The organism is Cupriavidus sp. 2TAF22, assembly GCF_052115045.1.
Classification (GTDB): domain Bacteria; phylum Pseudomonadota; class Gammaproteobacteria; order Burkholderiales; family Burkholderiaceae; genus Cupriavidus.
Genome location: NZ_JBFRFX010000023.1, coordinates 1 through 26,656, shown reverse-complemented (window position 1 = coordinate 26,656; position 26,656 = coordinate 1). Strand labels below are relative to the sequence as shown.

Annotated in this window: 26 protein-coding genes; 9 read left to right on the top strand and 17 right to left on the bottom strand. The window is 68.2% G+C overall.

Features of this window, described 5'->3' with window-relative positions; all coding sequences use genetic code 11:
* Nucleotides 1–32: 32 nt before the first annotated feature.
* The 5 genes from AB4Z48_RS25165 to AB4Z48_RS25145 form a co-directional block, all read right to left on the bottom strand.
* Nucleotides 33–578 (bottom strand): SRPBCC family protein, encoded by a 546-nt coding sequence (locus tag AB4Z48_RS25165; protein WP_441619268.1) that lies wholly within the window; start codon nucleotides 576–578, stop codon nucleotides 33–35.
* 208 nt (nucleotides 579–786) lie between these two features.
* Nucleotides 787–2,316 carry an efflux transporter outer membrane subunit gene (locus AB4Z48_RS25160; protein WP_441618984.1) on the bottom strand — a complete coding sequence of 510 codons (1,530 nt, stop codon included), beginning with the start codon at nucleotides 2,314–2,316 and terminating at the stop codon, nucleotides 787–789.
* A gap of 11 nt (nucleotides 2,317–2,327) precedes the next feature.
* The gene (locus AB4Z48_RS25155; RefSeq protein WP_441618982.1) at nucleotides 2,328–5,519 is read right to left on the bottom strand and encodes an efflux RND transporter permease subunit; all 3,192 of its coding nucleotides are present in this window, start codon (nucleotides 5,517–5,519) and stop codon (nucleotides 2,328–2,330) included.
* 210 nt (nucleotides 5,520–5,729) lie between these two features.
* Nucleotides 5,730–6,998, bottom strand: coding sequence for an efflux RND transporter periplasmic adaptor subunit (locus tag AB4Z48_RS25150; RefSeq protein ID WP_441618980.1), 1,269 nt, complete (start codon nucleotides 6,996–6,998; stop codon nucleotides 5,730–5,732).
* A 141-nt stretch (nucleotides 6,999–7,139) separates the two neighbouring features.
* On the bottom strand, nucleotides 7,140–8,063 hold the full coding sequence (locus tag AB4Z48_RS25145) for an alpha/beta hydrolase (protein WP_441618978.1): 924 nt from the start codon (nucleotides 8,061–8,063) through the stop codon (nucleotides 7,140–7,142).
* 304 nt (nucleotides 8,064–8,367) lie between these two features.
* Between AB4Z48_RS25145 and AB4Z48_RS25140 the strand changes: the two genes are divergently transcribed.
* Nucleotides 8,368–9,324: a LysR family transcriptional regulator gene (locus AB4Z48_RS25140; protein WP_441618976.1), complete on the top strand. Its 957-nt coding sequence runs from the start codon at nucleotides 8,368–8,370 to the stop codon at nucleotides 9,322–9,324.
* A gap of 19 nt (nucleotides 9,325–9,343) precedes the next feature.
* On the opposite strand, the gene AB4Z48_RS25135 is transcribed toward AB4Z48_RS25140, so the two are convergent.
* Complete coding sequence (locus AB4Z48_RS25135; protein ID WP_441618974.1) at nucleotides 9,344–9,790, bottom strand: RidA family protein; 447 nt, start codon at nucleotides 9,788–9,790, stop codon at nucleotides 9,344–9,346.
* Nucleotides 9,791–9,935: 145 nt separating this feature from the next.
* Here AB4Z48_RS25135 and AB4Z48_RS25130 point away from each other — a divergent pair, with 145 nt between their 5' ends.
* The 3 genes from AB4Z48_RS25130 (at nucleotide 9,936) to AB4Z48_RS25120 (ending at nucleotide 12,286) form a co-directional block, all read left to right on the top strand.
* Nucleotides 9,936–10,595, top strand: coding sequence for a helix-turn-helix transcriptional regulator (locus AB4Z48_RS25130; RefSeq protein WP_441618972.1), 660 nt, complete (start codon nucleotides 9,936–9,938; stop codon nucleotides 10,593–10,595).
* A gap of 105 nt (nucleotides 10,596–10,700) precedes the next feature.
* Nucleotides 10,701–11,531: an alpha/beta hydrolase family protein gene (locus AB4Z48_RS25125; protein WP_441618970.1), complete on the top strand. Its 831-nt coding sequence runs from the start codon at nucleotides 10,701–10,703 to the stop codon at nucleotides 11,529–11,531.
* Between the two features lie 107 nt (nucleotides 11,532–11,638).
* The gene (locus tag AB4Z48_RS25120) at nucleotides 11,639–12,286 is read left to right on the top strand and encodes a LysE family translocator (RefSeq protein ID WP_441618968.1); all 648 of its coding nucleotides are present in this window, start codon (nucleotides 11,639–11,641) and stop codon (nucleotides 12,284–12,286) included.
* A gap of 117 nt (nucleotides 12,287–12,403) precedes the next feature.
* Here the strand turns inward: AB4Z48_RS25120 and AB4Z48_RS25115 are convergent, their stop codons facing one another.
* From AB4Z48_RS25115 to AB4Z48_RS25105, 3 genes are all read right to left on the bottom strand, one after another.
* A complete protein-coding gene (locus AB4Z48_RS25115; protein WP_441618966.1) occupies nucleotides 12,404–12,646 on the bottom strand; it encodes a hypothetical protein in 243 nt (80 codons plus the stop codon).
* Nucleotides 12,647–12,746: 100 nt separating this feature from the next.
* Complete coding sequence (locus AB4Z48_RS25110) at nucleotides 12,747–13,661, bottom strand: glutaminase (RefSeq protein WP_441618964.1); 915 nt, start codon at nucleotides 13,659–13,661, stop codon at nucleotides 12,747–12,749.
* A 216-nt stretch (nucleotides 13,662–13,877) separates the two neighbouring features.
* Nucleotides 13,878–15,137 (bottom strand): glutamate carboxypeptidase, encoded by a 1,260-nt coding sequence (locus tag AB4Z48_RS25105; protein ID WP_441618962.1) that lies wholly within the window; start codon nucleotides 15,135–15,137, stop codon nucleotides 13,878–13,880.
* 121 nt (nucleotides 15,138–15,258) lie between these two features.
* Between AB4Z48_RS25105 and AB4Z48_RS25100 the strand changes: the two genes are divergently transcribed.
* Nucleotides 15,259–16,374, top strand: a complete 1,116-nt coding sequence (locus tag AB4Z48_RS25100; RefSeq protein ID WP_441618960.1) for a GlxA family transcriptional regulator — start codon at nucleotides 15,259–15,261, stop codon at nucleotides 16,372–16,374.
* A 98-nt stretch (nucleotides 16,375–16,472) separates the two neighbouring features.
* On the opposite strand, the gene AB4Z48_RS25095 is transcribed toward AB4Z48_RS25100, so the two are convergent.
* Together AB4Z48_RS25095 and AB4Z48_RS25090 are read right to left on the bottom strand one after the other, a co-directional pair.
* Nucleotides 16,473–17,204 carry a BON domain-containing protein gene (locus AB4Z48_RS25095; protein ID WP_441618958.1) on the bottom strand — a complete coding sequence of 244 codons (732 nt, stop codon included), beginning with the start codon at nucleotides 17,202–17,204 and terminating at the stop codon, nucleotides 16,473–16,475.
* 192 nt (nucleotides 17,205–17,396) lie between these two features.
* Nucleotides 17,397–17,822 (bottom strand): OsmC family protein, encoded by a 426-nt coding sequence (locus AB4Z48_RS25090; protein WP_441618956.1) that lies wholly within the window; start codon nucleotides 17,820–17,822, stop codon nucleotides 17,397–17,399.
* Between the two features lie 469 nt (nucleotides 17,823–18,291).
* On the opposite strand from AB4Z48_RS25090, the gene AB4Z48_RS25085 reads away from it, so the two are divergent.
* The 3 genes from AB4Z48_RS25085 to AB4Z48_RS25075 all read left to right on the top strand — a co-directional run bounded on the left by AB4Z48_RS25085 (nucleotide 18,292) and on the right by AB4Z48_RS25075 (nucleotide 21,360).
* Nucleotides 18,292–19,377, top strand: coding sequence for a calcium:proton antiporter (locus tag AB4Z48_RS25085; RefSeq protein ID WP_441618954.1), 1,086 nt, complete (start codon nucleotides 18,292–18,294; stop codon nucleotides 19,375–19,377).
* 110 nt (nucleotides 19,378–19,487) lie between these two features.
* Nucleotides 19,488–20,561: a porin gene (locus tag AB4Z48_RS25080; RefSeq protein WP_441618952.1), complete on the top strand. Its 1,074-nt coding sequence runs from the start codon at nucleotides 19,488–19,490 to the stop codon at nucleotides 20,559–20,561.
* A 121-nt stretch (nucleotides 20,562–20,682) separates the two neighbouring features.
* Nucleotides 20,683–21,360, top strand: a complete 678-nt coding sequence (locus AB4Z48_RS25075; RefSeq protein ID WP_441618950.1) for a uracil-DNA glycosylase family protein — start codon at nucleotides 20,683–20,685, stop codon at nucleotides 21,358–21,360.
* Nucleotides 21,361–21,429: 69 nt separating this feature from the next.
* On the opposite strand, the gene wrbA is transcribed toward AB4Z48_RS25075, so the two are convergent.
* A complete protein-coding gene (gene wrbA, locus AB4Z48_RS25070) occupies nucleotides 21,430–22,050 on the bottom strand; it encodes an NAD(P)H:quinone oxidoreductase (protein ID WP_441618948.1) in 621 nt (206 codons plus the stop codon).
* Between the two features lie 247 nt (nucleotides 22,051–22,297).
* On the opposite strand from wrbA, the gene AB4Z48_RS25065 reads away from it, so the two are divergent.
* Nucleotides 22,298–22,558, top strand: coding sequence for a UBP-type zinc finger domain-containing protein (locus AB4Z48_RS25065; RefSeq protein ID WP_441618946.1), 261 nt, complete (start codon nucleotides 22,298–22,300; stop codon nucleotides 22,556–22,558).
* Here AB4Z48_RS25065 and AB4Z48_RS25060 read toward each other — a convergent pair.
* The 5 genes from AB4Z48_RS25060 to AB4Z48_RS25040 form a co-directional block, all read right to left on the bottom strand.
* On the bottom strand, nucleotides 22,548–23,225 hold the full coding sequence (locus AB4Z48_RS25060) for a GntR family transcriptional regulator (RefSeq protein ID WP_441618944.1): 678 nt from the start codon (nucleotides 23,223–23,225) through the stop codon (nucleotides 22,548–22,550). The genes AB4Z48_RS25065 and AB4Z48_RS25060 overlap by 11 nt on opposite strands.
* A 1-nt stretch (nucleotide 23,226) precedes the next feature.
* Nucleotides 23,227–24,225: a 2Fe-2S iron-sulfur cluster-binding protein gene (locus AB4Z48_RS25055; protein ID WP_441618942.1), complete on the bottom strand. Its 999-nt coding sequence runs from the start codon at nucleotides 24,223–24,225 to the stop codon at nucleotides 23,227–23,229.
* Nucleotides 24,226–24,284: 59 nt separating this feature from the next.
* Nucleotides 24,285–24,764, bottom strand: a complete 480-nt coding sequence (locus AB4Z48_RS25050) for a GlcG/HbpS family heme-binding protein (RefSeq protein WP_441618940.1) — start codon at nucleotides 24,762–24,764, stop codon at nucleotides 24,285–24,287.
* A gap of 57 nt (nucleotides 24,765–24,821) precedes the next feature.
* Entirely contained in the window at nucleotides 24,822–26,282 is a 1,461-nt protein-coding gene (locus AB4Z48_RS25045) for an aldehyde dehydrogenase family protein (RefSeq protein WP_441618938.1), read from the bottom strand.
* Between the two features lie 92 nt (nucleotides 26,283–26,374).
* Nucleotides 26,375–26,656: iron-containing redox enzyme family protein (locus tag AB4Z48_RS25040; protein WP_441618936.1), on the bottom strand; the 282-nt coding region annotated here is incomplete at its 5' end.

Sequence of the window (26,656 nt, the reverse complement as noted above, 5' to 3'; positions counted from 1 at the left end):
GCGGCAGTCTCGCCTGGTGCCGGGAACGCGGCTCAGTCCGCCGCGCCTGGCTTGCCGGCCTCCAGCACCGCGCGCAGGCGCGCCACCGCCGTCGCGGATTCCGCCTCGATGCGCGCGCGCAGCAGCAGCCGGTTGGTCAACATGAACAGCAGGTTGGGCGCGGCATAGCTGAATTCGCGCTGGAAGCGCGTGCCTTCCGGCACCGGCGCGAGCGTGTAGCGCACCGTACCCGCCTCACGCCCGTCGATGCTGCCCTCGATCATCCACGCGGCGGGTGGCTGGCGCTCCACCACCGTCCACACGACCTCTCCCCGCCGCCCGGCAACGAGAAAGGTTTCGGTCACATGCTCGCCAGGCAGCAGCGGATGATCTGCCGCGCCGGCCACCGCTAGCGATGAGGGATGCCAGTTCGGCCAGTTGGCGGGTGTCGAGACGTAGTCGAACACCACCGTGGCCGGACGCGCGATGGTGGCCGTGTTGACGATGCGCGTGACGTCGCGCAGCGGCACCGGCAACGGCACCAGCAGGATGCCGGCCACGCAGGCCAGGACCAGCAGCACGATAAGCAAGGCTCGCAGCCTTCGGAGTCGACGCGTTCCCATGATCCACGCAGTGAAAAAGCGGCCTGCCCCCGGCGGGCGGCCGCGTTGCTTCCAGTGTAGGCAGGTTTTGCGCCCTGTCCCGGCGGGCCGGCCCAATGCAAAACGCGGCAACCGCCTGGAGCGGTTGCCGCGTCGATGTGCCGCACACGGTATGCCGTATGCGGCCTGCTGCTGCCCGGGGGCTTCAGCGGTTCGCTGCGAGCGGAGGCTGCGCCGTGCCCGGTGCCGCATCGGGCAGCGGCCCCCAGCCGCCGCCCAGGCTGCGCACCAGCGCCACCGTGGCCGAAGCCCGCAGGCCGGCCACCTGGTTGGCCTCGCGCTGCGACTGCAGCACCGTGCGGTCCGCGTCGATCACCGTCAGGTAGTCCACCGCGCCGGCCTCGTAGCGGCTGCGCGAGATCTTCGCCGCGCGCCGCGCCCCGCCCAGCGCGCCGTCCAGCGCACCGGCCTGCTGGCTCAGCCAGCGCACGTCCGCCAGGCTGTCCTCCACCTCGCGCAGCGCCGTCAGCACGCTTTGCCGGTAGCTCGCCACCGCCTCCTCGTGCTGCGCCCGCGCCGCCGCCAGGTTGGCCTTGTTGCGCCCGCCGTCGATGATCGGCGCGGCGATCGTGCTGCCGATCAGCGGCCCCAGCATCCACGCCGTCGACGACCACTTGAACAGGTTCGACAGGTCGTTGGACTCGAAGCCGAACAGCCCCGTGAGCGTGATCTTCGGGTAGAACGCCGCCTTGGCCACGCCGATGCGCGCATTGGCCGCCGCCATCTGGCGTTCGGCCTGCGCGATGTCGGGGCGGCGCTCCAGCAGCTCGGACGGCAGCCCCGCCGGCACCGCGATCAGCGCTGCGTCGAGCGGATGCGCGCCCAGCGTGAAGGCCGCCGGCGGCGCCCCGGTCAGCACCGCCAGCGCGTGCTCCTGGTTGGCCCGGCGCCGTTCGATGGCGGCCAGGTCGGCGCGCGCCGTGCCCAGCTCCGCCTCGGCCCGCGCCGGGTCCAGGTCGGTGGTCTCGCCTTCGTCGAAGCGGCGCTTGAGCAGCTTGAGCGCATCCTCGCGCAACGCGATGGTGGCGTTGAGCAGGTCGCGCTCGCTGTCCAGCGTGCGCAGCGCGAAGTAGGCCTGCGCCACGTCGGCCTGCAGCGCCAGCTGCACCGAGCGGTACAGGTCCTCGGCCGCCGCGCCCTCGGCGCGCGCCGCCTTGACGTTGTCGGCCACCCGGCCGAACAGGTCCAGCTCGTAGCTGGCGAAGGCGCGTGCCTTGTACACGGTCTGCGCCGGCACCTTGGTGCCGTCGGGCAGCCCCTGCGAGGCCGCCGAATACTGCGTGCGGGTCGGGTCCAGCCCCACGCTGAGCTGCGGGGACTGGTCGGCCTCCGCCACGCCGGTGAAGGCGCGCGCCTGCTTGAGCCGCGCCGCGGCGATGGCCAGGTTCTGGTTGGACTCGGTGGCCTGCGCCATCAGGCGGTCGAGGTCGGCGTCACCGAAGATCTTCCACCATTCGCCGCGCGGCGCCCCCTCCGAGGGCGTGGCCACCTTCCACTGGCTGCCTTCGGCCTGCGCGGCCGCGGCTTCCTTGTAGGCCGGCGTGGCCGCGGTCGCGCTCTCGGGCACCTGGTAGGTCGGCGCCAGCGAGCAGCCCGCCAGGATCAGCGCCACGGCCAGCGTGGCCAGGCGCGGCAAGGCGCCGGATGCCATCGTCGATGTCATGGATACGTTCATGTCGGTCATCCTTATTCAGCGGAGGCGATCGCCTGGTGGCTCGCCGACGGGGCGCTGGCCGCGCGGCGGCGCTCGCCACGCGTGGCCAGCAGGCGCAGCGCCACATAGAACACGGGGGTGAGGAACAGCCCGAAGAAGGTCACGCCCAGCATGCCGGCGAACACCGCCACGCCCATCGCATGACGCATCTCCGCGCCGGCCCCGGTGGAGACCACCAGCGGCACCACGCCCATGATGAAGGCGAACGAGGTCATCAGGATCGGGCGCAGGCGCAGGCGGCTGGCCTCGATGGCGGCAGCCACGATGGTGCGGCCTTCATGCTCCAGTTCCCGGGCGAACTCCACGATCAGGATCGCGTTCTTCGCCGACAGCCCCACCAGCACGATGAAGCCGATCTGCGTAAAGATGTTGTTGTCACCCTTGGTCAGCCACACGCCTGTCATGGCGGCGAGCAGGCTCATCGGCACGATCAGGATCACGGCCAGCGGCAGCGTCAGGCTTTCGTACTGGGCGGCCAGCACCAGGAACACCAGCAGCACGCACAGCGGGAAGATCCAGACGCCCGCGTTGCCGGCCAGGATGTCCTGGTAGGTCAGGTCGGTCCATTCGAACTTGATGCCCTTGGGCAGCGTCTCGGCCGCGATGCGCTCGGCCGCGGCCTGCGCCTGGCCCGAGGAGAAGCCTGGCGCCGGGCCGCCGTTCATGTCGGCCGCGGTAAAGCCGTTGTAGCGCACCACGCTGTCCGGGCCGAAGCCTTGCTTGACGGTCAGCAGCGACGACAGCGGCACCATGTCGCCGGCGGCGTTGCGCGTCTTGAGCTGCAGGATGTCCTCGGCATGCTGACGGAACTGCGCGTCAGCCTGAACCTTGACCTGGTAGGTGCGACCGAACTTGTTGAAGTCGTTCACGTAGGCCGAGCCGAGGTAGGTCTGCAGGGTGTCGAACACATCGGTGACCGGCACGCCGAGCTGCTTGGCCTTGACGCGGTCGAGCTTGACGTCGAGCTGCGGCACGTTGACCTGGTAGTTGCTGAAGATGCCGGCCAGTTCGGGCGTCTTGCGCGCCTTGTTGGTGAAGGCGCTGGTGGCGTCGAACAGCGCGTCGTAGCCGAGCGCGGCACGGTCCTCGATCATCAGCTTGAAGCCGCCGATGGTGCCCAGGCCCTGCACGGGCGGCGGCGGGAACACGGCGATGAAGGCATCCTGGATCGACGCGTACTTGGCGTTGAGCTGCTGCGCGATGGCCGCCCCCGACATGTCCTTGCCCTTGCGCTCCTCGAACGGCTTGAGCGTGGCGAACACGATGCCGGCGCTCGGGCTGTTGGTGAAGCCGTTGATCGACAGGCCCGGGAAGGCCACCGCCGATTCCACGCCCGGATGCTTGAGCGCGATCTCCGACATGCGACGGATCACGTCCTCGGTGCGGTCCAGCGTGGCGCCGTCGGGCAGCTTGGCGAAGCTCACCAGGTACTGCTTGTCCTGGGCCGGCACGAAGCCCTTCGGCACCAGCTGGAACACGCCCCAGGTCAGCGCCAGCATGACCGCATAGACGCCGAACACCGCGCTCTTGCGCGAGATCACGCCCTTCACGCCGCGGCCATAACGGTCAGCGCTGGCACCGAAGAAGCGGTTGAAGCGGGCGAAGAAGCCGCCCAGCACTCGGTCCATGCCGCGCGACAGCCAGTCCTTGGGCGCATCGTGGCCGCGCAGCAGCAGCGCGGACAGCGCCGGCGACAGCGTCAGCGAGTTGAAGGCCGAGATGATGGTCGAGATCGAGATGGTCAGCGCGAACTGCTTGTAGAACTGTCCGGTCAGGCCGCTCATGAAGGCCAGCGGCACGAACACTGCGATCAGCGTCAGCGCGATGGCGATGATCGGGCCGCTGACTTCGCGCATGGCCTTGTAGGTCGCCTCCTTCGGCGACAGCCCCTCGGCAATGTTCCGCTCGACGTTCTCCACCACCACGATCGCATCGTCGACCACGATGCCGATGGCCAGCACCAGCCCGAACAGCGACAGCGCGTTGATCGAGAAGCCGAACGCATGCATCAGGCCGAAGGTACCGACGATCGACACCGGCACCGCCAGCAGCGGAATCACCGAAGCGCGCCAGGTCTGCAGGAACAGGATCACCACCAGCACCACCAGCGCGATGGCCTCGAACAGCGTGTGCGTGACGGCCTCGATACTGTGGCGCACGAACTGCGTCGGGTCATAGACGATGCTGTAGTCCACGCCGTCCGGGAAGTTCTGCTTGAGTTCCTCCATGGTCTTGCGCACGTCATCCGAGATCTGGATGGCGTTGGAGCCCGGTGCCTGGAAGATCGGCAGCGCCACCGCGGGCCTGTTGTCGAGCAGCGAGCGCAGCGCGTATTCCGATGCGCCGAGCTCGATGCGGGCAATGTCCTTGAGGTAGGTCACCGCGCCATCGGCCGAGGTGCGCACCACCACGTCGCCGAACTCCTCCACGCTGGTCAGGCGGCCCTGGGCGTTGACCGACAGTTGCAGGTCGGTGCCAGGCAACGACGGCGACTGGCCGATCACGCCGGCCGCCACCTGCACGTTCTGCTCGCGGATCGCCTTGACCACGTCGGACGCGGCCAGCTGGCGCTCGGCCATCTTCTCCGGGTTCAGCCACACGCGCATCGAGTAGTCACCCGAGCCGAACATCTGCACCTGGCCCACGCCCTGGATGCGCGCCAGGCGGTCCTTGACGTTGATCAGCGCATAGTTGCGCAGGTAGGTCATGTCATAGCGGTCGTTCGGCGAGACCAGGTGGACCACCATGGTCAGGTCGGGCGAGCTCTTCACGGTGGTGATGCCCAGGCGGCGCACGTCCTCCGGCAGGCGCGGCTCGGCTTGCGAGACGCGGTTCTGCACCAGCTGCTGCGCCTTGTCCGGGTCGGTGCCCAGCTTGAAGGTCACGGTCAGCGTGAGCGTGCCGTCGCTGTTGGCCTGCGACGACATGTACAGCATGTCCTCGACGCCGTTGATCTGCTCTTCCAGCGGCGTGGCCACGGTCTCGGCGATCACCTTGGGGTTGGCGCCCGGGAACTGCGCGCGCACCACCACGGACGGCGGCACCACCTCCGGATACTCGGAGATCGGCAGCTTGAACATCGAGATGGCGCCGATCAGGAAGATCAGCACCGATAACACGCCGGCAAAGATAGGCCGGTCGATAAAGAATTTCGAGAGATTCATCTCAGTCTCGGCGAAAGCGCTCCCCCTGGCGGCCCGGATCGCGGGCACCATATGGAGCGTGGGGAAGCAAAAAAATGGCTCGGTTCTCTTGGGGGACGGTGTTTCGTCGAGGCCGGCGCGCATCGCTGGCGCCCGCCCTTTACCCCGGCCCTTCTGCCGCAGGCGGCAGGGGGCGGCAAACCCTCAACAGCTCAGGTTCATGTCGGCCGTTCAGGTCACCGGCTTGCCTTCAGCCGCCTTGTCGGTTGCCTTCTCGGCAGCGGCCTGCTTGCGGTCGGCGGATCCGGTACGCTGGTCCAGCTCGCGCTTGAACGCCATCTCCACCGCCTTGGGCGCCACCGTGTCGCCCGGGCGCACGCGCTGCAGCCCGTTGACCACGATCGTCTCGTCGGCCTTCAGGCCCTGGCGGATCACGCGCAGACCCTCGAACGACGGCCCCAGCGTGACTTCGCGGTAGGCCAGCTTGTTGGCCTTGTCCACCACCAGCACGAACTTCTTGCCCTGGTCGGTGCCGATCGCGCGGTCATTGATCAGCACCACCGGATGCGGTGCCCCGCCGCCGAGCTTGACCTTGGCGTACAGGCCCGGCAGCAGGCGGCCATCCGTGTTGTCGAACACCGCGCGCACGCGGATGGTGCCGCTGCGGGTGTCGAGCCGGTTGTCGATCGACTGGATACGGCCCTGGTGCGGATTGCCGTCTTCGTCGGCCAGGCCCAGGAACACCGGCAGCCTCGACTGCCCGCCTTCCGTGTTGGCCGCGCCGCCAGCCTCGGGCGCCGTGTAGCGCAGGTAGGTCTGCTCGTCGACCTCGAAGCTCGCATACACCGGCGACACCGATACCACCGTGGTCAGCACCGGCGACGATGCACCCGGCGCCACGAGGTTGCCCACCGTGATCTCGGCGCGTGAGACGCGGCCGCTCACCGGAGCCACGATGCGGGTGTAGTTCAGGTTCAGCCGGGCTACTTCCAGCGATGCCTGTGCGGCACGCACGTTGGCTACCGCCTCGCGCGCACCGTTGTCGCGCTCGTCGAACTCGCGGCGCGATACCGCGTTGTCCTGCACCAGCCGCTGGGCGCGGGCCAGTTCAGTCTGTGCGTGGGAGGCGCGCACCTGCGCGGCCGCCAGCGCGGCTTCGGCGCGCGCCACTTCGGCGGCGTACGGACGCGGGTCGATGGTAAACAACGGATCGCCCTTCTTCACCAGCGCGCCCTCGCGGAAGTGCACGGCATCGATGGTGCCGCCAACGCGCGGACGGATTTCCACGCGGTCCACCGCTTCCAGGCGGCCGGAGAATTCATCCCATTCCGTGATGGTCTTGCCCAGCGCGCCAGCCACGTCCACGCCGGTGGGCGCCGGGGCCGGCACGGCCTGCGCCTCGCCGGCGTGCCAGGGCTTGAGCAATGATGTTGCCAGGCCCGCGCCGAGCACGGCGACGATGGCCAGGGCAATCATGGTGCGTCGATATTGCTGCTTCATTTTCTTCACTCCGTATTCCGTAGCGGGTTCTCTTCAACTGGAAAGCAAAAAAATCAGGACGAACGCCTCCGCCGGAGCGCGCCAGGGGGTCGCGCCCGGAGGGCCTGTGCATGCAGGCCGGCTTGTCGTGGCTGGCTCGGGTCAGCCCGGCGGGCTGGCTCCCGGGTTGCGTTCAGTCCTTGGTGAGGCATCGTCATCGCCGGCAAGGTAGCCTTGCAGGTAATGCGCGCCTTCGTTGACCCAGACCTGACAACGGTCATGGGACTGTTCCACGCCGGCGCCACAGGCACCGGGCATGATTCTGGCTTCGGCCGGCACGCCGGCCGTCTGCAGGCGCGACGCGAAGGCTTCGCCCTCGGCGCGCAGCGCGTCCTCTTCCGCCACCTGGATCAGCGTGGGCGGCAGGCCCGCCAGCCGCGAGGCCAGTGCGGGCGCCGCGTACGGATGCACGCTGGCGGCCGGGGTCGGCAGGTAGTCGCGGTAGTAACCGGCCAGGCGCTGCAGCATCTCCAGCGGCACGCTGCGGCCACCCTGCGCGCCGGCGCACGAAGCATGCTGCAGGCACGGGTCGGTCACCGGGCGGATCAGCCATTGCGCGCACGGCTCGGGCAGGCCCCGGTCACGCAGCATCTGCGACAGGGCGATCGCCAGGTTGCCGCCCGCCTCCTCGCCCACCAGGGCGAAGCGCAGCTTGTCCACCTTCAGGCGGCGCGCATGGCGCAGCACCCAGTCAACCGTGTTGAACGCATCTTCCGGCGCCGCCGGGAACGGAAAATCGGGCGCCAGCGAATAGGCCGGCGTCACCACCACCGCAGGCACCGTGGCCGCCAGCGATGCGGCGAGCCGCTGGGATTTCTCCACACTGCATTCCACGAAGCCGCCGGCATGCAGGTAAACCAGCCAGGGCAGCAATGCCGCGCCCTTGCCCTCCGGATAACCGGGCGGGTAGCTCAGGCGCACCATGATCGTACGGCCGCCGCTCTCGACGGCGTGCTCGGTCATGCGCCCCGCGGCCAGTTCGGCTGCGTGCGCCGCGGCTGCGGCTTTCGATCGGGTAGGCGCCATGGCGGTCATGTGCGCCGCGTTAACGGCGCTTCCATTGCTTATTGCGATGCAGCGAATTATGGTGGTTGATAAAGGTGGGATAAAGCGAGGCTTTGCCAATGCACTGTTTCTGTCGTGGAATAATCGGGGGTGTTGCGTGCGGGAAACCCTTCGCTTCACAAGGTCATGCGATTTGTGATCCACTCCCGCACTTCCGCAGCCACGCCCAGCGCCCAATCCGCCCTGTGCCAGGCCCGGCGGCACTTCACGCGAGTGCGCGCCCGGCCTGCCGGACCTGCCTGATTCCTTATTCCGGGGAGTGAACATGGATCGTCTCGTATCAATGCAGGCATTCACCCGCGTCGTGGATGTGGGCAGCTTTGCGCGGGCGGCCGAATCGCTGGACCTGCCCAAGGCCACGCTCACCCGGCTGATCCAGAACCTGGAGACGCACCTGGGCGTCAAGCTGCTGCACCGGACCACCCGGCGCATCAGCGTCACCACCGACGGCGCCGCATATTACGAGCGCTGCGTGCGGATCCTGGCCGACGTGGAAGAGGCCGAGCAGTCGCTGACCCACCAGAACAACACACCGCGCGGCACGCTGGCCGTGGACACCACCGCGGGCCTCGCCCAGATGGTGCTGATACCCAGGCTGCACGAGTTCTTTGCCGCCTACCCCGAACTGAAGATGGAGCTGACCATCAACGGCAAGCCCATCGACCTGCTCAAGGAAGGCGTCGACGTGGTGCTGCGCGTGGGCGACCCCGTGGACGAAACCATGGTGGCGCGCCGCATCGGCCAGCTGCGCCTGGGCTTCTACGGCTCGCCGCTCTACCTCAAGCGCAACGGCACCCCCGCGCAGCCCAGCGACCTGACGCAGCACAAGGCGGTGAACTATCTGTCCAACCGCACCGGCCGGGAGATGCCGTGGCCGATGGGGCAAGGCGACAAGCGCACCGAAATGCTGCTGCCATCGGCCATTTCCACCAACGATGCCGACGTCTACCTGGCCTGCGCGCTCGAAGGCCACGGCCTGGCGCGCATATCGCGCGTGATGGCGCAGCCTTACGTGGAAAGCGGCCGGCTGGTCGAAGTGCTGGCCGACTGGCCGACGGACTCCCTGCCCATCTCCGCCATGTATCCGCAGAACCGCCATCTGTCGGCCAAGGTGCGCGTGTTCGTCAACTGGGCGGCAGACCTGTTCGCGCGCCATCCGCACTTCGGCGACGGCCAGTCCGCGCAGCCGCGCCAGCCGCAGCCGCCCAAGCTGGCTGCCTGAACAGGCCGGTGCCTTCACGCTAGGCGGCATGCGGGGCCTGCGCCACCGCCAGCGCCTCGATCTCGAACAGCATGCCGTCCAGCGCCAGCCGCGGCACCGGGATCAGCGTGCAGGCCGGCTTGGGCGCCTCGCCCCAGGCCCGGCCCAGCTCACGGGACAACACCGCCAGGCGCGCCTCGCTGTGATCCACCACCAGCACGGTCAGCCTGGCCACCTGGCGCAGTTGCGCGCCCGCCGCCGCCAGCGCCACGCGCAGGTTGTCCAGCGCCTGGCGCACCTGCGCGTCGAAACTGTCGGGCAAGCTGCCGTCCGCCCGTTCACCGCCCTGCCCGGCCACGCAAATGAGGCCGGCGCCCGGCGGAATCATCGCAACGTGGGAATAGCCATTGGCGCCGGGATCGTACAGGCCGATCGGATTGAGCATGGTGAGCCGGCGTGGCAGGTCGGCTGTACTGGTGGCTTGCATAGGACTGGATCCTCGTAGCGAAGGGTTGCAGCGAAAAGGTCGTGGCGAAAAGGCGCGCTCGCGCCAGGTGGGCGGGCGCCAGGCTCGACAAAGCCCACTGGCTACCCTAATATCCAAGAAAGTTTTTGGATATTAGGGCGCCACCATGAATTACGCAATAGAAAACTTGGATAACCATGACGGGCCTCCGGGTGATCGCATCCTGTTCCTGCTCAAGACCAAGGGGCCGGCCTCCACCACGCAGATCGCGCAGGCGCTCGGCGGCACTGCCGAGGCCGCCAGGCAGCAGGTGCAGAAGCTGCTGGCCGCCGGATTGATCGAAGGCCGCCAGCAACAGGGCGCCGGCGCCGGCCGGCCGCGTCAGGACTGGGCCCTCACCGCCAGCGGCCACGGCCGCTTTCCCGACAGCCATGCGCAGCTCACCATCCAGCTGATCGGGTCGGTGCGGGCGCTGTTCGGCGAAGCCGGCATGGAGCAGCTCATCGCCAGGCGCGAAGCCGAAACCCGCGAGCAATACCTGCTGGCGGTAACTGGCCAGGAGCAACTCGAACAACGGCTGGAAACGCTGGCGGGGTTGCGCCGCCACGAAGGCTATATGGCAAGGGTCGAGCGCGACGGCGACGACTGGCTGCTGATCGAAGACCACTGCCCCATCTGCGCGGCGGCGCAGGCGTGCCAGGGCTTCTGCCGCGCCGAACTCCAGATCTTCCGCGAAGTCATCGGCACGGGGGCCACGGTCAGCCGCGAGGAGCATCTGCTGAGCAACGCGCGTCGCTGCGTGTACCGGATCAGCGCGGTGGCGTGAGCCACGCCGGCCGGGCTTGGTGGGCGCGCGCGGCGATGCTATCTTGATGCGGCGCGCCTGGCCCCCCAGAACAAACGCCGGGCCTTGCCACCCACGGAGACAACCATGCCGAATCGCCCAGCGTCCGGACTCGCCCGCCTGCACGCCGCCGCGCTACTGTCCGCCTTGGTGCTCGCCGCGCTTTGGCTGGCCGTCCGGCCGGCGCACGCGCAAAGCGCGCCCGAGGTGGTCGACATCCCCACCAGGCCCGGCATCACGCAGCGCCTGCTCTACCTCGCGCCCGCGCAGCCCAGGGCGGCAGTCATCCTCTACGCGGGCGGCCACGGCGGCCTGCGCATCGCGCCCGGCGGCAGTTTCGGCTGGGGCGCCAACAACTTCCTGGTGCGCGCGCGGCAACTGTTCGTGGACAACGGCCTCGCCGTGGCCGTGGTCGACGCGCCGAGCGACCACCTGGTGCCGCCCTTCCTCAACGGCTTCCGGCAGAGCGCCGAGCACGCGCAGGACGCCAGGGCCGTGATCGCCTGGATGCGCAACCACGCCAACGTGCCGGTCTGGCTGGTCGGCACCAGCCGCGGCACGCAATCCGTCGCTGCCATCGCTATCCGGCTGGCGGACGGCGGCGGCCCCGACGGCATCGTGCTCACGTCCACCATCCTGCGCGAAGAGCGCGGCCGCCCCGTGCCCGCCATGGAGCTTGACAAGCTCAAGATGCCGGTGCTGGTCGTCCACCACGAGCAGGACGGCTGCAAGCTCTGCCCGTTCGCCGACGTACAGGGCCTGATGGACAAGCTGGCCAAGACGCCCAAGGCCGGCCTGATCAAGTTCGACGGCGGCAACAATGTGGGCGATCCCTGCGAGGCCATGGCTTACCACGGCTTCAACGGCATCGAGCCGCAGGTCGTGCAGGCCGTGGCGCGCTGGATGGCGGAGAAATAGCAGCGGCATGCGCTGGCGCTAGAATGGCTGGCGCCAGTTCGCACCCTGCCGCATACGCACCGCATTCGCCTCGCATTCGCGCCCTTCGGCATCTTTCGGAAACCGCCATGACGCACTCAACGCTGCTCCTGTTCCTGCTGGCCTCTGCCGTCACTATCGCCACGCCCGGGCCCACCGTCCTGCTGGCACTGAGCAACGGCTCGCGCTTCGGCGTGCGCGCGGCCTGCTGGGGCATGGCCGGCGCGGTCTGCGCCGACATGCTGCTGGTGGCCACCGCCGCGGCCGGCCTGGGGGCGGTGATTGCCGCCTCGGAGGTCGCCTTCCGCGCGCTCAAGTGGATCGGCGCCGCCTACCTGGCCTATGTGGGATGGAAGCTGTTGCGCGCCAGGGTTGGCGCCGTCCCGGCCGACGCCGGCGAGCTTGGCATCCGCGGCGCGCGCGAAAGCGCTCCCGCCCGCGAACTGTTCACGCGCTGCTTCCTGGTGGCGGCAACCAATCCCAAGGCCCTGCTGTTCATGTCCGCCTTCCTGCCGCAGTTCATCGACACCGGCGCCCCGCTGCTGCCGCAGTACGCGCTGATCATGGCGGTGCTCGCCCTGCTGAACCTGCTGGCGATGCTGGTCTACGCCATCCTTGGGGCGCGCGTGATGCACGCCTTCCGGGAAAGCGGCATGCGCTGGCTGAACCGCGTCTCGGGTGCGACGCTGATCGCCCTGGCGGGCGTGCTGGCGGTCTACCGGCGCGGCCAGGCATGAACCTTTCCGATCCGCGCGCAGACGCACGCCGGCGACGCAGTGCTCCGCGGACCGCGAGGTCGTCTACAGCGTGACGACCTGCATGGCGGAACACACGTGTTCCTGACCCGCCGGATGCTAAGGCAGGCGCTCTGCCATCTCCTTTCCGTGCACGAACCCCGCGGCCTCCGCCGCCTCGGGCGTGGAATACTGCTCGGCGGGTTTCGCTGATTCCACCAGGGTGCTCGCGGCCCGGATATTGGTGCCGGGCCGGCACACGCGCACCGTGTAGTCCCATGCGCTGGGCGTCTTGGCGCGCACCAGCACCTGCACCTCGTGTGTCTCGAACACACGCTTCTTCCAGGCAATCTCATATGGCATGACTGTCTCCGTTCTTATAGGGGCGATCCCGGCGCGGCGCGCGACCGGTGACGCTTGCGCATCATCCACGGGCCGACGCAGGGATCTATCCGCCATCGTATCAAAAGATAGAGTGCCCGCTGAGCGTTGTCAGCCATTCCAGCGCCTGCACCCCGGCCAGCGAGTTGCCGCTGTGGTCCAGGCCCGGCGACCACACACAAACAGCCCAACGGTGTGGCAGGACAGCAACAATGCCGCCGCCGACGCCGCTCTTGGCGGGCAGGCCGACGCGGTAGACGAAATCGCCGGCAGCATCGTAGGTACCGCAGGTCAGCATCAGGGCCGAGAGCCGCTTGGTGGGACTGGCACCGAGGATGCGCTCGCCGCTCCATGGCACCACCCCGCCGTGGGCGAGGAACAGCGCGGCACGGGCGAGGTCTTCGCAGCTCATGGCGATGGCGCATTGCCGGCAGTAGGCCTCGATGACCTTGTCGACCGGCATCTCGAGCCGGCCGAAGCTCTTCATGAAGTAGGCCATGGCGCGGTTGCGCTCGGCGTGGCCGGCTTCGGACTGCGCCACGCGCGTGTCGTAGTCGATCGCGGGATTGCCGCTGAGGCGGCGCAGGAACTGAACCAGTGCGGTCTCGGCCTGTACGAAGCGGCTGCACAAGACATCCGTCACCACCAGGGCGCCGGCGTTGATGAAGGGATTGCGCGGCAGGCCTTGCTCGTACTCGAGCTGAACCAGCGAATTGAAGGCGTTGCCTGAGGGCTCGCGCCCTACGCGCTGCCAGAGGTCTTCGCCGAGCAGCTGGAAGGCCAGCGTGCAGGCGAACAGCTTGGAGATGCTCTGGATGGAAAACGGCACGGCGGCGTCGCCCACGCAATGGCTGCGGCCGTCTGCGAAGACCAGGGCCATGCCGAAATGCCCGGCGGATACGTTGGCCAGCTCGGGGATATAGTCCGCCACCCGGCCCTGGCCGAGCAGGGGCGCGATATCGCGGTGGATGCGTTGGAGGATATGCGCGTAGTCCATGCGTGGCCGTGGGCAAGCGTTGCGTTGGATCGCTCGCCGGCCAGGACCGGCGCAAGCGGCTGCGCATATCGTACAGCGAGACTGGCAGCGCGCGCAGGGTCGCGCTGCGCCGCAGGCGCGCGTCAGGCCATTGCGCGCGTGCCCTTGTCGGGCACGCGCGCCTGGGTGGCGGGCACCACGGCAAAGCTGACCATGCCCCAGACGAACAGCATCACATCAGTTGCGGCCGATCTCCTGCAAGATGCGGGACATCAGGTAGAGACGCGGCACGATCGAGTCGATCTCGATATATTCATCGCGCGCGTGATAGCCAAAGCCCGCCAGGCCAAAGCTCTCCAGCACCGTGGGCTTGCCCGAGCGGGCGGCGTAGCCCGCATCGGTGCCGCCGCCGGTCTGCGGCACCAGCGTCAGCTCGCGCTCGATCTCCTTGTAGATACCCTGCGCACGTGCCGCCAGCGCGCGGCTGCGCTGGTCCGCCACGTAGGGCGGGTGGCCCGGCGTGAGGCTGAGCGTGGTTTCCGTGTCCGGGATGAGCTTGCCGGAGGCCAGCTTGGCCTGCAGCGCGGTCTGCAGCTTTTCCAGCGCGCCGGGCTGCGTCAGGCGCACGTCGCCCACGGCTTCGGCCTTCTCGGTGATCTGGTTGAGGGGGCCGTTGGCGCTGGCGCGGGTCCAGACCAGGGCGGCGCCGGGCACGTCCCTGGCCACGTCGCGCGTCTGCAGCATCTGGTAGGAGAGTTCATAGAGCGCGTTGCGGCCCAGCTCCGGCGCGGCGCCGGCATGCGCGGCGCGGCCCTTGACGTCGAGCGTCGCAGTGGCGACGCCGGCCGAGGCCAGCAGCAGCGGCTGGCCCTTCATGACCACGGACCCGGCCGAGGGCTCGCAGGAAAGCACCACGTCATGCTGTTCGGCCAGTCTGGCGATGGTGTCGCCCGAGCCCGGCGATCCCACTTCCTCGTCGGGATTGAACAGCACGGTGATCTGCGCATAGTCCTGCCAGCCGGCCGCCTTGAGCAGCGCCAGCGAATGCAGGATCACGGCGATGCCGCCCTTGTCGTCGGCAATGCCGGGACCGTACAGGCGGTTGCCGTCTTGCCTGATCGGCTGGGTAGCAAGCGTATTGGGCCCGTAGACCGTATCCATATGCGCGATCAGCATGATGCGGCGCCGGCCGTTGCCGGTGAAGGTGCCCTTGACCATGGTGCCCGGACCGCGCGTGACGGCAATGCGCTCGGTGGTGGCGCCCAGTGCCTTGAGGCGGCCTTCGGTGAAGCTGGCCATCTGCGCCAGGCCGGCGGCGTTGGCGCTGCCTGACTCGATCGACACCATGTCCTTGAGCGACTGGATCACCGCGGGCTCTGCCGCGCGGGCGCCGTCCAGCAGTTGCTGGTCGGCCGCGCGGGCGCTGCCGGCGGAGCCAAGGGCCAGCGCGAGCACGGCGGCGGCGGCATGGGTGAGTCGGCGCAGGGATGGCTGCATGAAGTCTCCTGTTTGCATCGTTGTTGTGGCGGCGGGCGGGTTGCCGGCCGAGCGACGATGCTAGCCCTTGCGCGCGCGGCAAGGTAGGATCAATCCCGCCATTTGGAATGCCGATCCCGCCATGACACCCTCCCCCGCACCCGCTTCGGCCGTCCCGGCCGGCAGCACCGCCAGCCCCGTGAGCAGCGCCGCGCCGCTGCACGTGCGCCTGCTATGGCTGCCGCAAGCCAAGCCCGGCATGCTGTTCGGCGCGCTCGACGTGCTGCGCACCGCGGCCGGCGTGGCCCGCCTGCAGCGCCCCGATGCGGAGCCTCGCCTGAGCTGGACGATCGTCGGTCCCTCGGGCCGTGCGCTGCCGTTGCCGGCGCTGGGGCTCGAGCCGGCACGGCGCCGGCGCCGGACGGAAGATGGCAACGCGCTGGTGGTGGTACCTGGCATGCATGCGCGCAATGCGCTGCACCTCGAAGAAATCGTCAGCGGCGCGGGACCGGCGCTGCGGCTGCTGGAGCGGCACGCGCAGGCGGGCGGATGGATTGCCGCCGGGGAGTGCGGCATCGCCTTCCCCGCCGAGCTCGGCCTGCTGGACGGTGCGCGCATGGGCGCGCCGTGGCCGTTCCATGGCTGGATGGCCAGGCGCTACGCGCGCTGCGATTTCTCCGCCAGCGAACCCATGAGCGTGCACCAGCGCGTGTTTGGCTGCGTGGCGCCGGCGCTGCAGACGGAGTTCATGCTGCGCGTGCTGGGCCACCTGCACGACCCCGACCTCGCGCAGGCGTGCTCGCGGCTGCTGCTGTACCAGGCCGAGCGCCAGCAGCTGACGCCGGAGCTGGTGTCCCAGCGCTGGATGAGCCGTACCGCCGACAGCCCGGTCTACCGCGCCATGCGCTGGTTGCAGGCCAACGTGGACGCGCCTTACCGGCTGGCACAGGTGGCCGAGGCAGCCGCGGTGAGCGAGCGCACCTTGCTGCGGCACTTCCGCCAGGTCAGCGGCATGACCCCGCTGGACTACCTGCATACGCTGCGCGTGGAGCGCGCCAAGACCTTGCTCGAGGTGACGCTGCACGGCTCGCAGGCGGTGGCCGAAGCCTGCGGCTACAGCGATGCGGCAGCGTTCCGCCGGCTGTTCCAGCGGGCCACGGGGATGTCGATGTCGAACTACCGGGCACGCTTTGCGCTGCGGGCGCAGCGGCGCTACTGGCGCGTGGAAGACATGCCGCGCGCCACGGGCGGGGCGTAGCACGCGAGTGCTACGCCGGCCGCCAGTGTCCGGTGCTGGTTGCTGGTTGCTGGTTGCTGGTTGCTGGTTGCTGGTTGCTGGTTGCTAGTTGCTAGTTGCTAGTTGCTCAGGACGATACGGTTGACCACATCCTCCACCCCGTACAAATACCAGGCGTCGCGTTCAGCCTGGCGCCGGGCAGCATCGCTGGTGGCATAGCCCTCGAGCGTCACGACCCGGTTGGTGGTCTGCACGCGGATGCGGTCGGCATCGACAAACTGATCCGTCTCCAGCACCAGGCGCAGCGCCTCGGTGACTTCGTCGTCGCGGTCGTCCTCGGCCGGCGCCACCACCAGCTCGTTGATCACGCAGCGGCAGCCGCGCGACCACCATGCCAGCACGCCGGCCAGGCGCATGTGCGACAGGCTGATCACGTGGCCCCGTAACGTCACCACGCCGTCGTTGACTTCGATGGCGATCTCGCCGCTGGATTCGCCCACTGCTTCGCGCACCGGCTCCATCCGGCCCTTGGTATGTGCGCAGATGCGGCAATTGCGGAAATCGATGGCCTGCAGCAAGCGCACACAGATCGAGTTGCGTAGTTCCCCGTCGCCCACCGGCGTGCCCTCGGCCGCGATGCGCAGGTGGTCGATCACCTCGGGGACGCCGTCGACGCGGCGCACCATGGTCGCCACGCGGGACTTGTCGACAATATCAGGGACTTCGCCTTCGAGGATCAGCGCGCCGTCGCTCAGGCGCAGGTGGATGGTGGGATGGATGGGATGGCTGTGAAACGGCACGTGGGCAATGGCTGCCCGGGCCTGGGTCAGGACTGCTTCACTGCTATGCATGATGTCTGCCTTATCTTTGATAGGTCTGGATATAGGAGACGCGTTCCGTCCGGCGAACGCACACACTGCCAAGCCCCGACGCGACGGGGTCCGACAGGGAAATTTCATTATAGGAAGCCAGGCAGGGCATGCCCGGAGAGTTGATGCCGGCGTGCCGGGGCGGAATCTCCCGGCGCCGCGCGGCTGGCACGCTCAGGTCTCCACCGTGGCGTTCATGCTGATTTCCGCCTTGAGCACCTTCGATACCGGACAGCCTGCCTTGGCCGCCTGCAGGCAGCCCTCCACGGCCGCCTTGTCGGCGCCCGGCACGCGCACGGTCACGTCCAGTTGCACCGCGGTAATGGTGAAACCGGCACCGTCCTTGTCCAGGGTGACCGTGGCCTTGGTCTCGATCTTCTCGGCGACCATCTTGGCCTCGCCGAGGATGAGGGAGAGCGCCATGGAGAAGCACCCCGCATGGGCCGCCCCGATCAGTTCCTCGGGATTGGTGCCAGGACCGCCCTCGAAGCGGGCCTTGAAGCCGTAGGGTGCGTCCTTGAGCACGCCGCTCTGGGCGGAGATGCTGCCCTGCCCGTCCTTGATGCCGCCCTGCCATTTCGCCGATCCGTACTTTTGCATGAGTGTGCTCCATGGTGGAAACGCTTTGGCCCAGCCTGCGCCGGACCGGTGATGGGACGGGGCGAGGCCCGTCCGGGTGACTGCATAGCCTCCGTGCCATGCATCGGGCGCGGGCGGCGCTCGGCCGCGCCGTCCCCCCCAAGCCCCGACGCATCGAAAAATTCGCCAAAACGACCGCAATTCCGGCAAATCCACCGCCAATTCCATCGAATACATTCGAATTCTCGGGAACCGAACCGCCCGTCCGACTGCCTTATCTGCGCCACGCAGCCTGGTGGCGCGCGGCGATCGCAGGCTGAACCACAATAGGACGCAATGGTGGCGACGGCCAGGAAGCGCGCCGCGGGTGCACTATCGGGCGCAGCGACTTGCGGCACATTCATCACAATTTCTGTCGCGCACCGATCGCACACCGATCGCAAGACCATCAGAACCACCAATAGAACCATCAGAAAGAACGGGAGAACGGATGACTTTGACTTCGACGAAACTGCCTGCCTGGACCCTCTGGCTGCCGCTGTCGGCCTGGGGCATCCTGGCCGCGGGCATGGCCTTGCCAGGCCAGGCAATACTTCTGCTGCTGGCCGCCGTAGCCCTGGCCGGCTCGGTGTTTGCCGCCGTCCACCATGCCGAGGTGGTGGCGCACAAGGTCGGCGAGCCGTTCGGCACGCTGGTGCTGGCCATCGCGGTAACGGTGATCGAGGTGGCGCTGATCGTCTCGGTGATGCTGTCATCCGGCCCGGAAAAATCCGGCCTGGCGCGTGACACCGTGTTTGCCGCGGCCATGCTGGTGTGCAACGGCATCGTCGGCCTGTGCCTGCTGGTGGGCGGCCTGCGCCATCGCGAGCAGGCCTTCCAGGCCCCCGGCGCCACCGCCGCGCTGGCCGTGCTGGCCGCGCTGGCGGGGCTCACCATGGTGCTCCCCAACTACACCAGCGCCGTGCAAGGGCCGATGCTGTCGCAATCGCAACTGGCGTTCGCGGGCATTGCCTCGCTGGTGCTCTACGGCAGCTTCGTCTTCGTGCAGACCGTGCGTCACCGCGACTACTTCCTCGTGCCCGGCAACTCGGACGAGAGCGTGCACGCTCCGCCCCCGCCCACGCGCATTGCACTGGCCAGCGGCGGCATGCTGCTGGTCTGCCTGGTGGCGGTGGTCGGGCTGGCCAAGCTGCTCTCGCCGACGGTGGAAGCAGCGGTAGCGGGCGCCGGCGCGCCGCCGGCGGTGGTGGGTATCGTGATCGCCGCGCTGGTACTACTGCCGGAAGGCCTGGCAGCGCTGCGCGCCGCGCGCGCCGACCGCCTGCAGACCAGCATGAACCTGGCGCTGGGCTCCGCGCTGGCCAGCATCGGGCTGACCATCCCCACCGTGGCCGCGGTCTTCATCGTGGTCGGCAAGCCGCTCACGCTGGGCCTGGGGCCGACGGAAACCGTGCTGCTGGCCCTGACCTTGCTTGTGAGCACCCTGACGCTGCATTCCGGACGCACCACGATGCTGCAAGGCGTGGTGCACCTGGTGCTGCTGGCGGCCTACCTGTTCCTGTCGGTCGTGCCCTGAGCACACGGGGCGCCGCGAGGTCGCCCTGCCGGGATAGTGCTTCATGCGAGCGCGCACGATCCTTGCTGGTGGGAGCGCATCGATCTCACCAGCGCCCGGGCGCCCACGCCATGCTCCACCCGCCTCGCCTGTATCTCTACCTCGACGCGGTGGCCCGCCACGGCTCGATCCGCAAGGCCGCCGAGCAACTGCACGTAGCCTCCACCGCGCTGAACCACGCCTTTGTCGGCAGCAGCAAGGCCGGCGGCGGCGAGCGTGCCTACGGCGTCAACAGCGGCGGCATGCAGACCTCGTACTGGGGCGTGCGCGGCGCCGAGGACCTGGGCAGCGGCCTCAAGGCGATCTTCGACCTCAACGGCTTCTTCCGCCCCGACGCCGGCAAGCAAGGCCGCTTCGACGGCGACGCGCTGTTTACCCGCAACGCCTTCGTCGGCCTGCAGAGCACCGCGGCCGGCACCCTCAAGCTCGGGCGCAACACCACGCCCTATTTCCTCTCCACGATCCTGTTCAACCCGCTGGTCGACTCTTATAGTTTCGCGCCGTCGATCTTCCACACCTATTTCTCCGCCAGCAACGGCCGCGTCTACGACCCGGGCATCATCGGCGACTCGGGCTGGAGCAATTCGCTGGTGTATTCCACGCCGAACTTCAGCGGTCTCACTGTCAATGCGATCTACGCCTTCGGCGAGCAGGCCGGCAGCAACGGCAAGAACAAGTGGGGCGGCAACGTGCTCTACTTCAACGGCAACTTCGGCGCCACCGTGGCCTTCCAGCAGGTCAAGTTCAACAGCGTCCCCGGCGACGTCACCTCGCCCGCGGCACTGGCCGGCTTCGACAAGCAGAACGCGGTGCAGGTCGGCGTGAGCTACGACTTCAAGGTGGTCAAGCTGTTCGCGCAGGGCCAGTACATCAAGAGCAATGTCAGCAACGCCACCGGCGACATCAAGCACACCAATGGCCAGGTCGGCGCATCGGTTCCGCTCGGCGCGGGCAGCGTGCTGGTCTCGTATGCCTACGACAAGACCAGGAACGACGTGGCGGATTTCAGGCGCAACACCGCCGGCGTCGCCTATGACTACAACCTGTCCAGGCGCACCGATGTCTATGTGGCCTATTTCTACGACAAGCTGAGCGACCAGTCGCATGGCGACAGCTTCGGGGTCGGAATGCGCCACCGCTTCTGATGCGGTGATCGCGCCCGCGAGAGAGGGCCGCAAGCCATTCCCTTCGCCGGCCCCGGTTTGGCTGTCTCGCCACGAGAAGCGTTATCCTTCCATCCTTCTTGCTTCCGATCTGCCTGGCTGTATGGCATCCCCTCGCCTCACCATTTTGCCGGCCGCCGCGCCGCAAACCGATCTCGACACCTTGCTGTCCAGAGTCCGCGCCTGCCGCGTCTGCGCCGACCACCTTCCGCTGGGCCCGCGCCCGGTGGTCCAGGCTGCCCCCACGGCGCGCATCCTGATCGTCGGCCAGGCACCGGGCACGCGGGTGCATGCCAGCGGCATCCCGTGGGACGATCCGAGCGGCGACCGGCTGCGCGATTGGATGGGGGTCGACAAGACCGTGTTCTACGATCCGGCGCGCCTCGCCATCATCCCGATGGGTATGTGCTATCCGGGGCGCGGCGCCAGCGGCGACCTGCCGCCGCGCAAGGAATGCGCTCCGCTATGGATGGATGCGCTGCTGGCGTGCCTGCCGCAGATCGAGCTGACGCTGCTGGTGGGCCAATATGCACAGCGGCGCTTCCTGGGCGCCGGCGCGCGCGATGGCGTCACCGCCACGGTGGCGAACTTCGCGGCGCGCGGAGCGGGCGATTTGCCGCGCGAATTGCAGCACTGCCTGCCCCTGCCCCACCCGTCGCCGCGCAACCAGGGCTGGTTCAAGCACAATCCCCGGTTCGCGCAAGACCTGCTGCCGCGATTGCGCGCGCGCGTGGCCACGGTGCTGGCGGGCAGCAAGCCGGGATCACCGGCGGCGCAGTGAATGCGCCCCCGGGCGTTGTGGCTGCCGTGCGGCTATCGCCCCGGACTCATCGGCTTCGCCGATGGCGGGTCATTGCCCGGCCAGCTTCGCGGCGATGCCGGCGACGTGGCGCCCCTGGTAGCGAGCAATGGCCAGCTCGTTCTCGCTGGGCTGGCGCGAGCCATCCGCGGCGGTCAGGGTGGAGGCGCCGTACGGCGTGCCACCGGTGATCTGGCTCATGTCGAGCAGCCGCGCCTCGGCATAAGGTACGCCAACGATCACCATGCCCTGGTGCAGCAGCGTGGTGTGGAAGCTCGTGATCGTGGTTTCCTGTCCGCCGTGCTGGGTAGCCGTGCTGGTAAAGACACTCCCCACTTTCCCCACCAGTTTGCCGCTCATCCACAGGCCGCCGGTCTGATCCAGGAAATTGCGCATCTGCGCGCACATGTTGCCGAAGCGGGTCGGCGTGCCGAACAGGATCGCGTCGGCATCGGCCAGCTTGTCGGGGTCAGCCATCGGCACATGGGCAAACGCTGCGCGAGCGGCCTTGGCACCGCTCTTTTCCAGCACGGCGTCGGGCACCAGTTCCGGGACCTGGAGCAGCGCCACCTCCGCGCCCGCCACCTCGCGCGCACCGGCCGCCACGGCCTCTGCCATTTTGTAGACGTGTCCGTACATGCTGTAGAAGACCACCTGAATCTTGCAGGTCATGAGCACTCTCCTCCTGTCGGGAAAACGGCGGACGCACGATGGCGCCCTCACGCGCATGGGGCCGCGGCGAGCGGCACGGCTGCGCCCACCCGTAGAGTCTAGGCGAAGCGTGGTCCGCGCGCGAAGGCGCGCCGCGCTTTCCTTCGCGGTGGCGGCGCCTACAATGAAGAACCGACTGCAGGCCGCATGTGCCGTGCGTGGCGCGGGCGTGACAACGCGCTGCCAGCGCCAAAGATGGAGTTCCGCAATGACAACGGTGTGTCCGCACCTCGCGCTAAGCCATTCCGTCACGCCCAGCTCCAATGGCTGCGAGGAGTGCCTGCGCAGCGGCGACGAATGGGTGCACCTGCGTATCTGCCTGTGCTGCGGCCACGTGGGCTGCTGCGACGACTCGCCCAACCAGCATGCCTCGCGCCATTTCCTCGCCACCCAGCATCCGGTAGTCCGCTCCTTCGAGCCGGGCGAGTCGTGGCGATGGTGCTATATCGACAAGCTGTTCATCCCTTGATCCACGCGGCAGGCGTGACCGGCGTGGCGGCGTCCGCCGCGCTGTAGACGTGGCGCGTGGCCAGCAGCGCGGCGAGGTCGGCATCGCCGGCGATGACCGCCTGCAGGATCTGCGCGTGCTCGTCCCAGTTCTGCTGCGCGCGCAGGCGGTGGGCCGGCGCGAACACCAGCCCGGTACGCTCGCGCAGCGAGCGCATCATGTCCTGCAGCACACTGTTGGCGGCAATGGTGCCCAGCACTTCGTGAAAGCGGAAATTGAGCTCCAGCAGGCGCTCTTCTTCTGCGCCGCGCGCTGCCGCGGCGCCCTGGCGCAGTACTTCCTGCAACTCCGTCACCAGGTGCGGATCGCGCCGCTGCGCGGCCAGCTTGGCATTGAGACCCTCCAGCGTGGCGCGCACTTCCACCATCTCGCGGGCCATATGCTCCGACAGGCGCGCCACCGAGGCGCCGCGGCGCGGCTCGATGCGCACCAGCCCTTCGGTCGCCAGCGCGCGCAACGCCTCGCGCACCGGCACGCGCGACACACCGAGTTCCTCCGACAGCGCGTGCTCCACCAGCCGGTCGCCCTGCCGGTAGACGCCGCCCACGATGCGCTGGCGCAGGGTGTCCGTCACCTGCGCGAACAGCGGCGAATGGCGCGCGCCGAGGCTGCCGTCGGAATGGTCCATGTCAGGTGCGCTGGAAGGTGAAGCTGTCCGCGTAGATGTGCGCGCCGCTGGCGCCCAGGCCCATGAAGGTCTCGCGCGCATCGCGGATCATGTCCGGCGAGCCGCACAGGTAGATGGCGTGTTCCGAGAGATCGGGCAAGTCCTCGGCCACCGCGTGCTGCACGTGGCCGCGGCGCCCGCTCCAGCCCTCGCCGGCACGCGACAACACCGGCACGTACTGGAAGTCGTACAGGCGCGCGCCCCATTGCTGGATCTCTTCGTGCAGGTAGAGATCGGCCTCGGTGCGCATGCCCCAGTAGAGCGACACGGGCGGGCAGTCCGGGTCGTCCATCAGCGATTCGAGAATGCTCTTGATCGGCGCCAGGCCGGTGCCCGTGGCCACCATCACCAGCGGGCGATAGTCGTCCTTGCGGAAGTAGAAGCCGCCCAGCGGCAGTTCCACGTCGAGATGGTCGTCGGAGCGCAGGCCGGACAGCAGGCGTTCGGTGAAGTAGCCGCCTGGGATGCGGCGCACGTGCAGGTCCACGGTGCGGTCCCTGGGTACCGATGCCATCGAGAAGCTGCGCGCCACGCCGTCGCCGGTGAAGATCTTCAGGTACTGGCCCGGACGGTAATCAAGGGCCTCGGCCTGCGGCAGTTCCAGCGTCAGGTGCACCACGTCGGCGCACAGCGGCTCGATCCTGCGGATCACCGCGGTGTGCCGCGCCGGTTCTGCGCAAGGCTCGCCGGGGCGCGCGGTGCTGATCACGAGGTCGCTGGTGGGCCGCGCCTGGCAGGCCAGCGCGAAACCTTCGCCCTCTTCTTCCGGCGTCAGGCTCATGGGGTATTCCTCATAGGCCACCGTGCCTTCCACCAGCCTGACGCGGCACGTGGCGCAACCGCCGAAGCGGCAGTCGTGGGCCATTTGCACGTTGGCGCGCAAGGCGCCGTCGAGCACCGATTCGTCGGCGCCGACTTCGAACGATTGCTGGGATTCGATGAGATGGATACGGTAAGACATGGCTGACTCGGCAATGCGTGAAAGGCGAAGGCGCGCGGCACGCGCGCCCTTCTTCTTGGTTACTTCTTGATGTCGGCTTCGACCAGCACCTTGAGGTCGTCGCCGGCCAGCAGTTCCTGCAGCGCCTGCAAGGCGGCCACGCCGCATGCGGTGTCCTGCTCGCCGTTGCCGCCGCTCAGGCCGATGCCGCCGATCACCTCGCCGTTGACCACGATCGGGAAGCCGCCCACGAACACCGCGAACTTGCCCTCGAAGCTCCACTGGATGCCGAAGGCTTCATTGCCCGGCAGCGCGGGGCCGTTGGGCGCCTGGTTGAACAGGTGGGTGGAGCGCTTGTGGCCGGCGGCGGTGAAGGCCTTGTTCCAGGCGATCTGCGGACCGGTGATGCGGGCGCCGTCCATGCGCTCGAGCGCCAGCGGGTAACCGCCGTCGTCGACCACGCAGATCGATTCCAGCACGCCGATTTCCTCCGACTTGCGGATCGCGGCCGCCACCATGTGACGGGCTTCCTTCAGTTCCAGCTTGATGGCTTTTCTCATGTCCTGCTCCTGCTTTCTTTCTTGATGGATTTGGTCCGCTGCTGTCTCGGCAATGCCTCAGCAACCGCGGTACACGGTCTTGATCTGCGTATAGAACTCCAGCCCCGCCCGGCCCGACTCGCGGAAGGTGGAGGTGCTGGACTGCTTGAGCCCGCCGAACGGCGCATTGATCAGGTTGCCGGTGGTGGTGCGGTTGATCTTGACGGTGCCCGACTGGATGTCGTTGGCGAAATCGTGCGCATAGCGCGGATTGCTGGTCACGATGGCGGCGGACAGGCCGTACTCGGTGTCGTTGGCCTTGGCGATGGCGTCCGCGTAGCTGCTCACCTCGATGATGGCGATCACCGGGCCGAAGATTTCCTCGCGGGCGATGCGCATCTGCTGGGTGACGTCGGTGAAGATGGCCGGCGCGACGTAGAAGCCCTTGTCATATTCGCCGCCGCTCAGGCGCTCGCCGCCGCACAGGTGCGTGGCCTCGGCCTTGCCGGTCTCGACATAGCCCAGCACGGTCTCGAGCTGCTTGCGCGTGGCCAGCGGGCCGACGTCCATGCCCGGGGTCATGCCGCTGCCGATCTTGAGCGTCCTGACCTTGGCCAGCAGCTTCTCGGTATAGGCGGCCTTGACCGATGCCATCACCAGCACGCGGCTGGTGCCGGTGCAGGCCTGGCCGCTCAGCGAGAAGCCGCCCTTGATGGTGAGGTCCACCGCGCGGTCCAGGTCGGCGTCTTCCATCACGATCAGCGGGTTCTTGCCGCCGAGTTCCATCTGCGTGCGCGTGCTCAGCGACACCGAGCGATGGATATGCTGCCCCGCCGCCGTGGATCCCGTGAAGGAAATCGCGCGCACTGCCGGCGCTTCGGTGATGGCAGCGCCCACGTCGCCGGCGCGGCCGGTGATGAAGTTGAGCACACCCTTCGGGAGGCCGGCCTCGATAAACGCCTGCGCCAGCCGGTAGCCGCTCAGCGGTGCGTCCGACGAGGGCTTGAATACCACCGTGTTACCGGCGATCAGTGCTGGCGCGATCTTGCGCGCGGGGATCGAGACCGGGAAGTTCCACGGCGAGATCACCGTCACCACGCCGAGTGGCTCGCGCTGGCTGTAGACCAGCATGTCCGGATCGTCCTGCGGATAGGTCTCGCCCGAGAACGACTGCCCTTCCACGGCATAGAAGCGGATGGTCTGCGCCGAGCGCAGGATTTCGTCCTTGCTCAGGTTGAGCGCCTTGCCTTCCTCGCGCGTAAGTTCCTCGGCGATCTGGTCGGCGTGCGCTTCCAGGTAATCGGCCGCGCCATTGAGGATCTTGGCGCGCTTGGTGATCGGGGTCTTCTTCCACGCCTCGAACGCCGCCGCGGCCGCGGCTACCGCGGCCTGGGCGTCGTCCGCCGTCGAGGCCTGGAACCGGCCGACGATATCGCCCGTGTCCGCCGGGTTGACGTTGTCGAAGGTTCGCCCGCTGGCGCTCTTGGTCCATTCGCCATTGATGTGGTTGGCGAATTCGTCTGTCTTTGCTACTGCCATGATGTACAAGCCTTTCGTCCGGTCAGGCCCCGCGCGGGGCCGTCGATGCCAATGCAGCCGTGTCCTGGCCGCCCTGCCTTACCCTGCTGGCCTCAAGCGGCGAGTTCGAGTTCGGGCAGCGGGATTTCCTGCGCGACGTAGTCGTGATAGAGGGCGGTGGTATAGAGCAGGCGCATCTGTGCGCCGATCTCGCAGATCTTCAGGCAGCGCTGCTGGAGCTCGGGCGTGTCGGCGTGTTCGAGCACGATCTGGTAGCCGCGCTCGCCGTGGATTTCGTCGGAGACGATATGCAGGTCGAAGAACTCGACTTCTTCGTCGGTGAAGTTGTACTTGTCGCGCAGGGTGGGGGTCTGCTTGCGGTAGATCGAGGGGAC

Excerpts from the sequence above, each read along its gene's own strand:
- AB4Z48_RS25160 (WP_441618984.1), bottom strand. The coding sequence starts at position 2,316 with ATGAACGTATCCATGACATCGACGATGGCATCCGGCGCCTTGCCGCGC.
- AB4Z48_RS25155 (WP_441618982.1), bottom strand. The coding sequence starts at position 5,519 with ATGAATCTCTCGAAATTCTTTATCGACCGGCCTATCTTTGCCGGCGTG.
- AB4Z48_RS25150 (WP_441618980.1), bottom strand. The coding sequence starts at position 6,998 with ATGAAGCAGCAATATCGACGCACCATGATTGCCCTGGCCATCGTCGCC.
- AB4Z48_RS25145 (WP_441618978.1), bottom strand. The coding sequence starts at position 8,063 with ATGGCGCCTACCCGATCGAAAGCCGCAGCCGCGGCGCACGCAGCCGAA.
- AB4Z48_RS25140 (WP_441618976.1), top strand. The coding sequence starts at position 8,368 with ATGGATCGTCTCGTATCAATGCAGGCATTCACCCGCGTCGTGGATGTG.
- AB4Z48_RS25135 (WP_441618974.1), bottom strand. The coding sequence starts at position 9,790 with ATGCAAGCCACCAGTACAGCCGACCTGCCACGCCGGCTCACCATGCTC.
- AB4Z48_RS25130 (WP_441618972.1), top strand. The coding sequence starts at position 9,936 with ATGAATTACGCAATAGAAAACTTGGATAACCATGACGGGCCTCCGGGT.
- AB4Z48_RS25125 (WP_441618970.1), top strand. The coding sequence starts at position 10,701 with ATGCCGAATCGCCCAGCGTCCGGACTCGCCCGCCTGCACGCCGCCGCG.
- AB4Z48_RS25120 (WP_441618968.1), top strand. The coding sequence starts at position 11,639 with ATGACGCACTCAACGCTGCTCCTGTTCCTGCTGGCCTCTGCCGTCACT.
- AB4Z48_RS25115 (WP_441618966.1), bottom strand. The coding sequence starts at position 12,646 with ATGCCATATGAGATTGCCTGGAAGAAGCGTGTGTTCGAGACACACGAG.
- AB4Z48_RS25110 (WP_441618964.1), bottom strand. The coding sequence starts at position 13,661 with ATGGACTACGCGCATATCCTCCAACGCATCCACCGCGATATCGCGCCC.
- AB4Z48_RS25105 (WP_441618962.1), bottom strand. The coding sequence starts at position 15,137 with ATGCAGCCATCCCTGCGCCGACTCACCCATGCCGCCGCCGCCGTGCTC.
- AB4Z48_RS25100 (WP_441618960.1), top strand. The coding sequence starts at position 15,259 with ATGACACCCTCCCCCGCACCCGCTTCGGCCGTCCCGGCCGGCAGCACC.
- AB4Z48_RS25095 (WP_441618958.1), bottom strand. The coding sequence starts at position 17,204 with ATGCATAGCAGTGAAGCAGTCCTGACCCAGGCCCGGGCAGCCATTGCC.
- AB4Z48_RS25090 (WP_441618956.1), bottom strand. The coding sequence starts at position 17,822 with ATGCAAAAGTACGGATCGGCGAAATGGCAGGGCGGCATCAAGGACGGG.
- AB4Z48_RS25085 (WP_441618954.1), top strand. The coding sequence starts at position 18,292 with ATGACTTTGACTTCGACGAAACTGCCTGCCTGGACCCTCTGGCTGCCG.
- AB4Z48_RS25080 (WP_441618952.1), top strand. The coding sequence starts at position 19,488 with ATGCTCCACCCGCCTCGCCTGTATCTCTACCTCGACGCGGTGGCCCGC.
- AB4Z48_RS25075 (WP_441618950.1), top strand. The coding sequence starts at position 20,683 with ATGGCATCCCCTCGCCTCACCATTTTGCCGGCCGCCGCGCCGCAAACC.
- wrbA (WP_441618948.1), bottom strand. The coding sequence starts at position 22,050 with ATGACCTGCAAGATTCAGGTGGTCTTCTACAGCATGTACGGACACGTC.
- AB4Z48_RS25065 (WP_441618946.1), top strand. The coding sequence starts at position 22,298 with ATGACAACGGTGTGTCCGCACCTCGCGCTAAGCCATTCCGTCACGCCC.
- AB4Z48_RS25060 (WP_441618944.1), bottom strand. The coding sequence starts at position 23,225 with ATGGACCATTCCGACGGCAGCCTCGGCGCGCGCCATTCGCCGCTGTTC.
- AB4Z48_RS25055 (WP_441618942.1), bottom strand. The coding sequence starts at position 24,225 with ATGTCTTACCGTATCCATCTCATCGAATCCCAGCAATCGTTCGAAGTC.
- AB4Z48_RS25050 (WP_441618940.1), bottom strand. The coding sequence starts at position 24,764 with ATGAGAAAAGCCATCAAGCTGGAACTGAAGGAAGCCCGTCACATGGTG.
- AB4Z48_RS25045 (WP_441618938.1), bottom strand. The coding sequence starts at position 26,282 with ATGGCAGTAGCAAAGACAGACGAATTCGCCAACCACATCAATGGCGAA.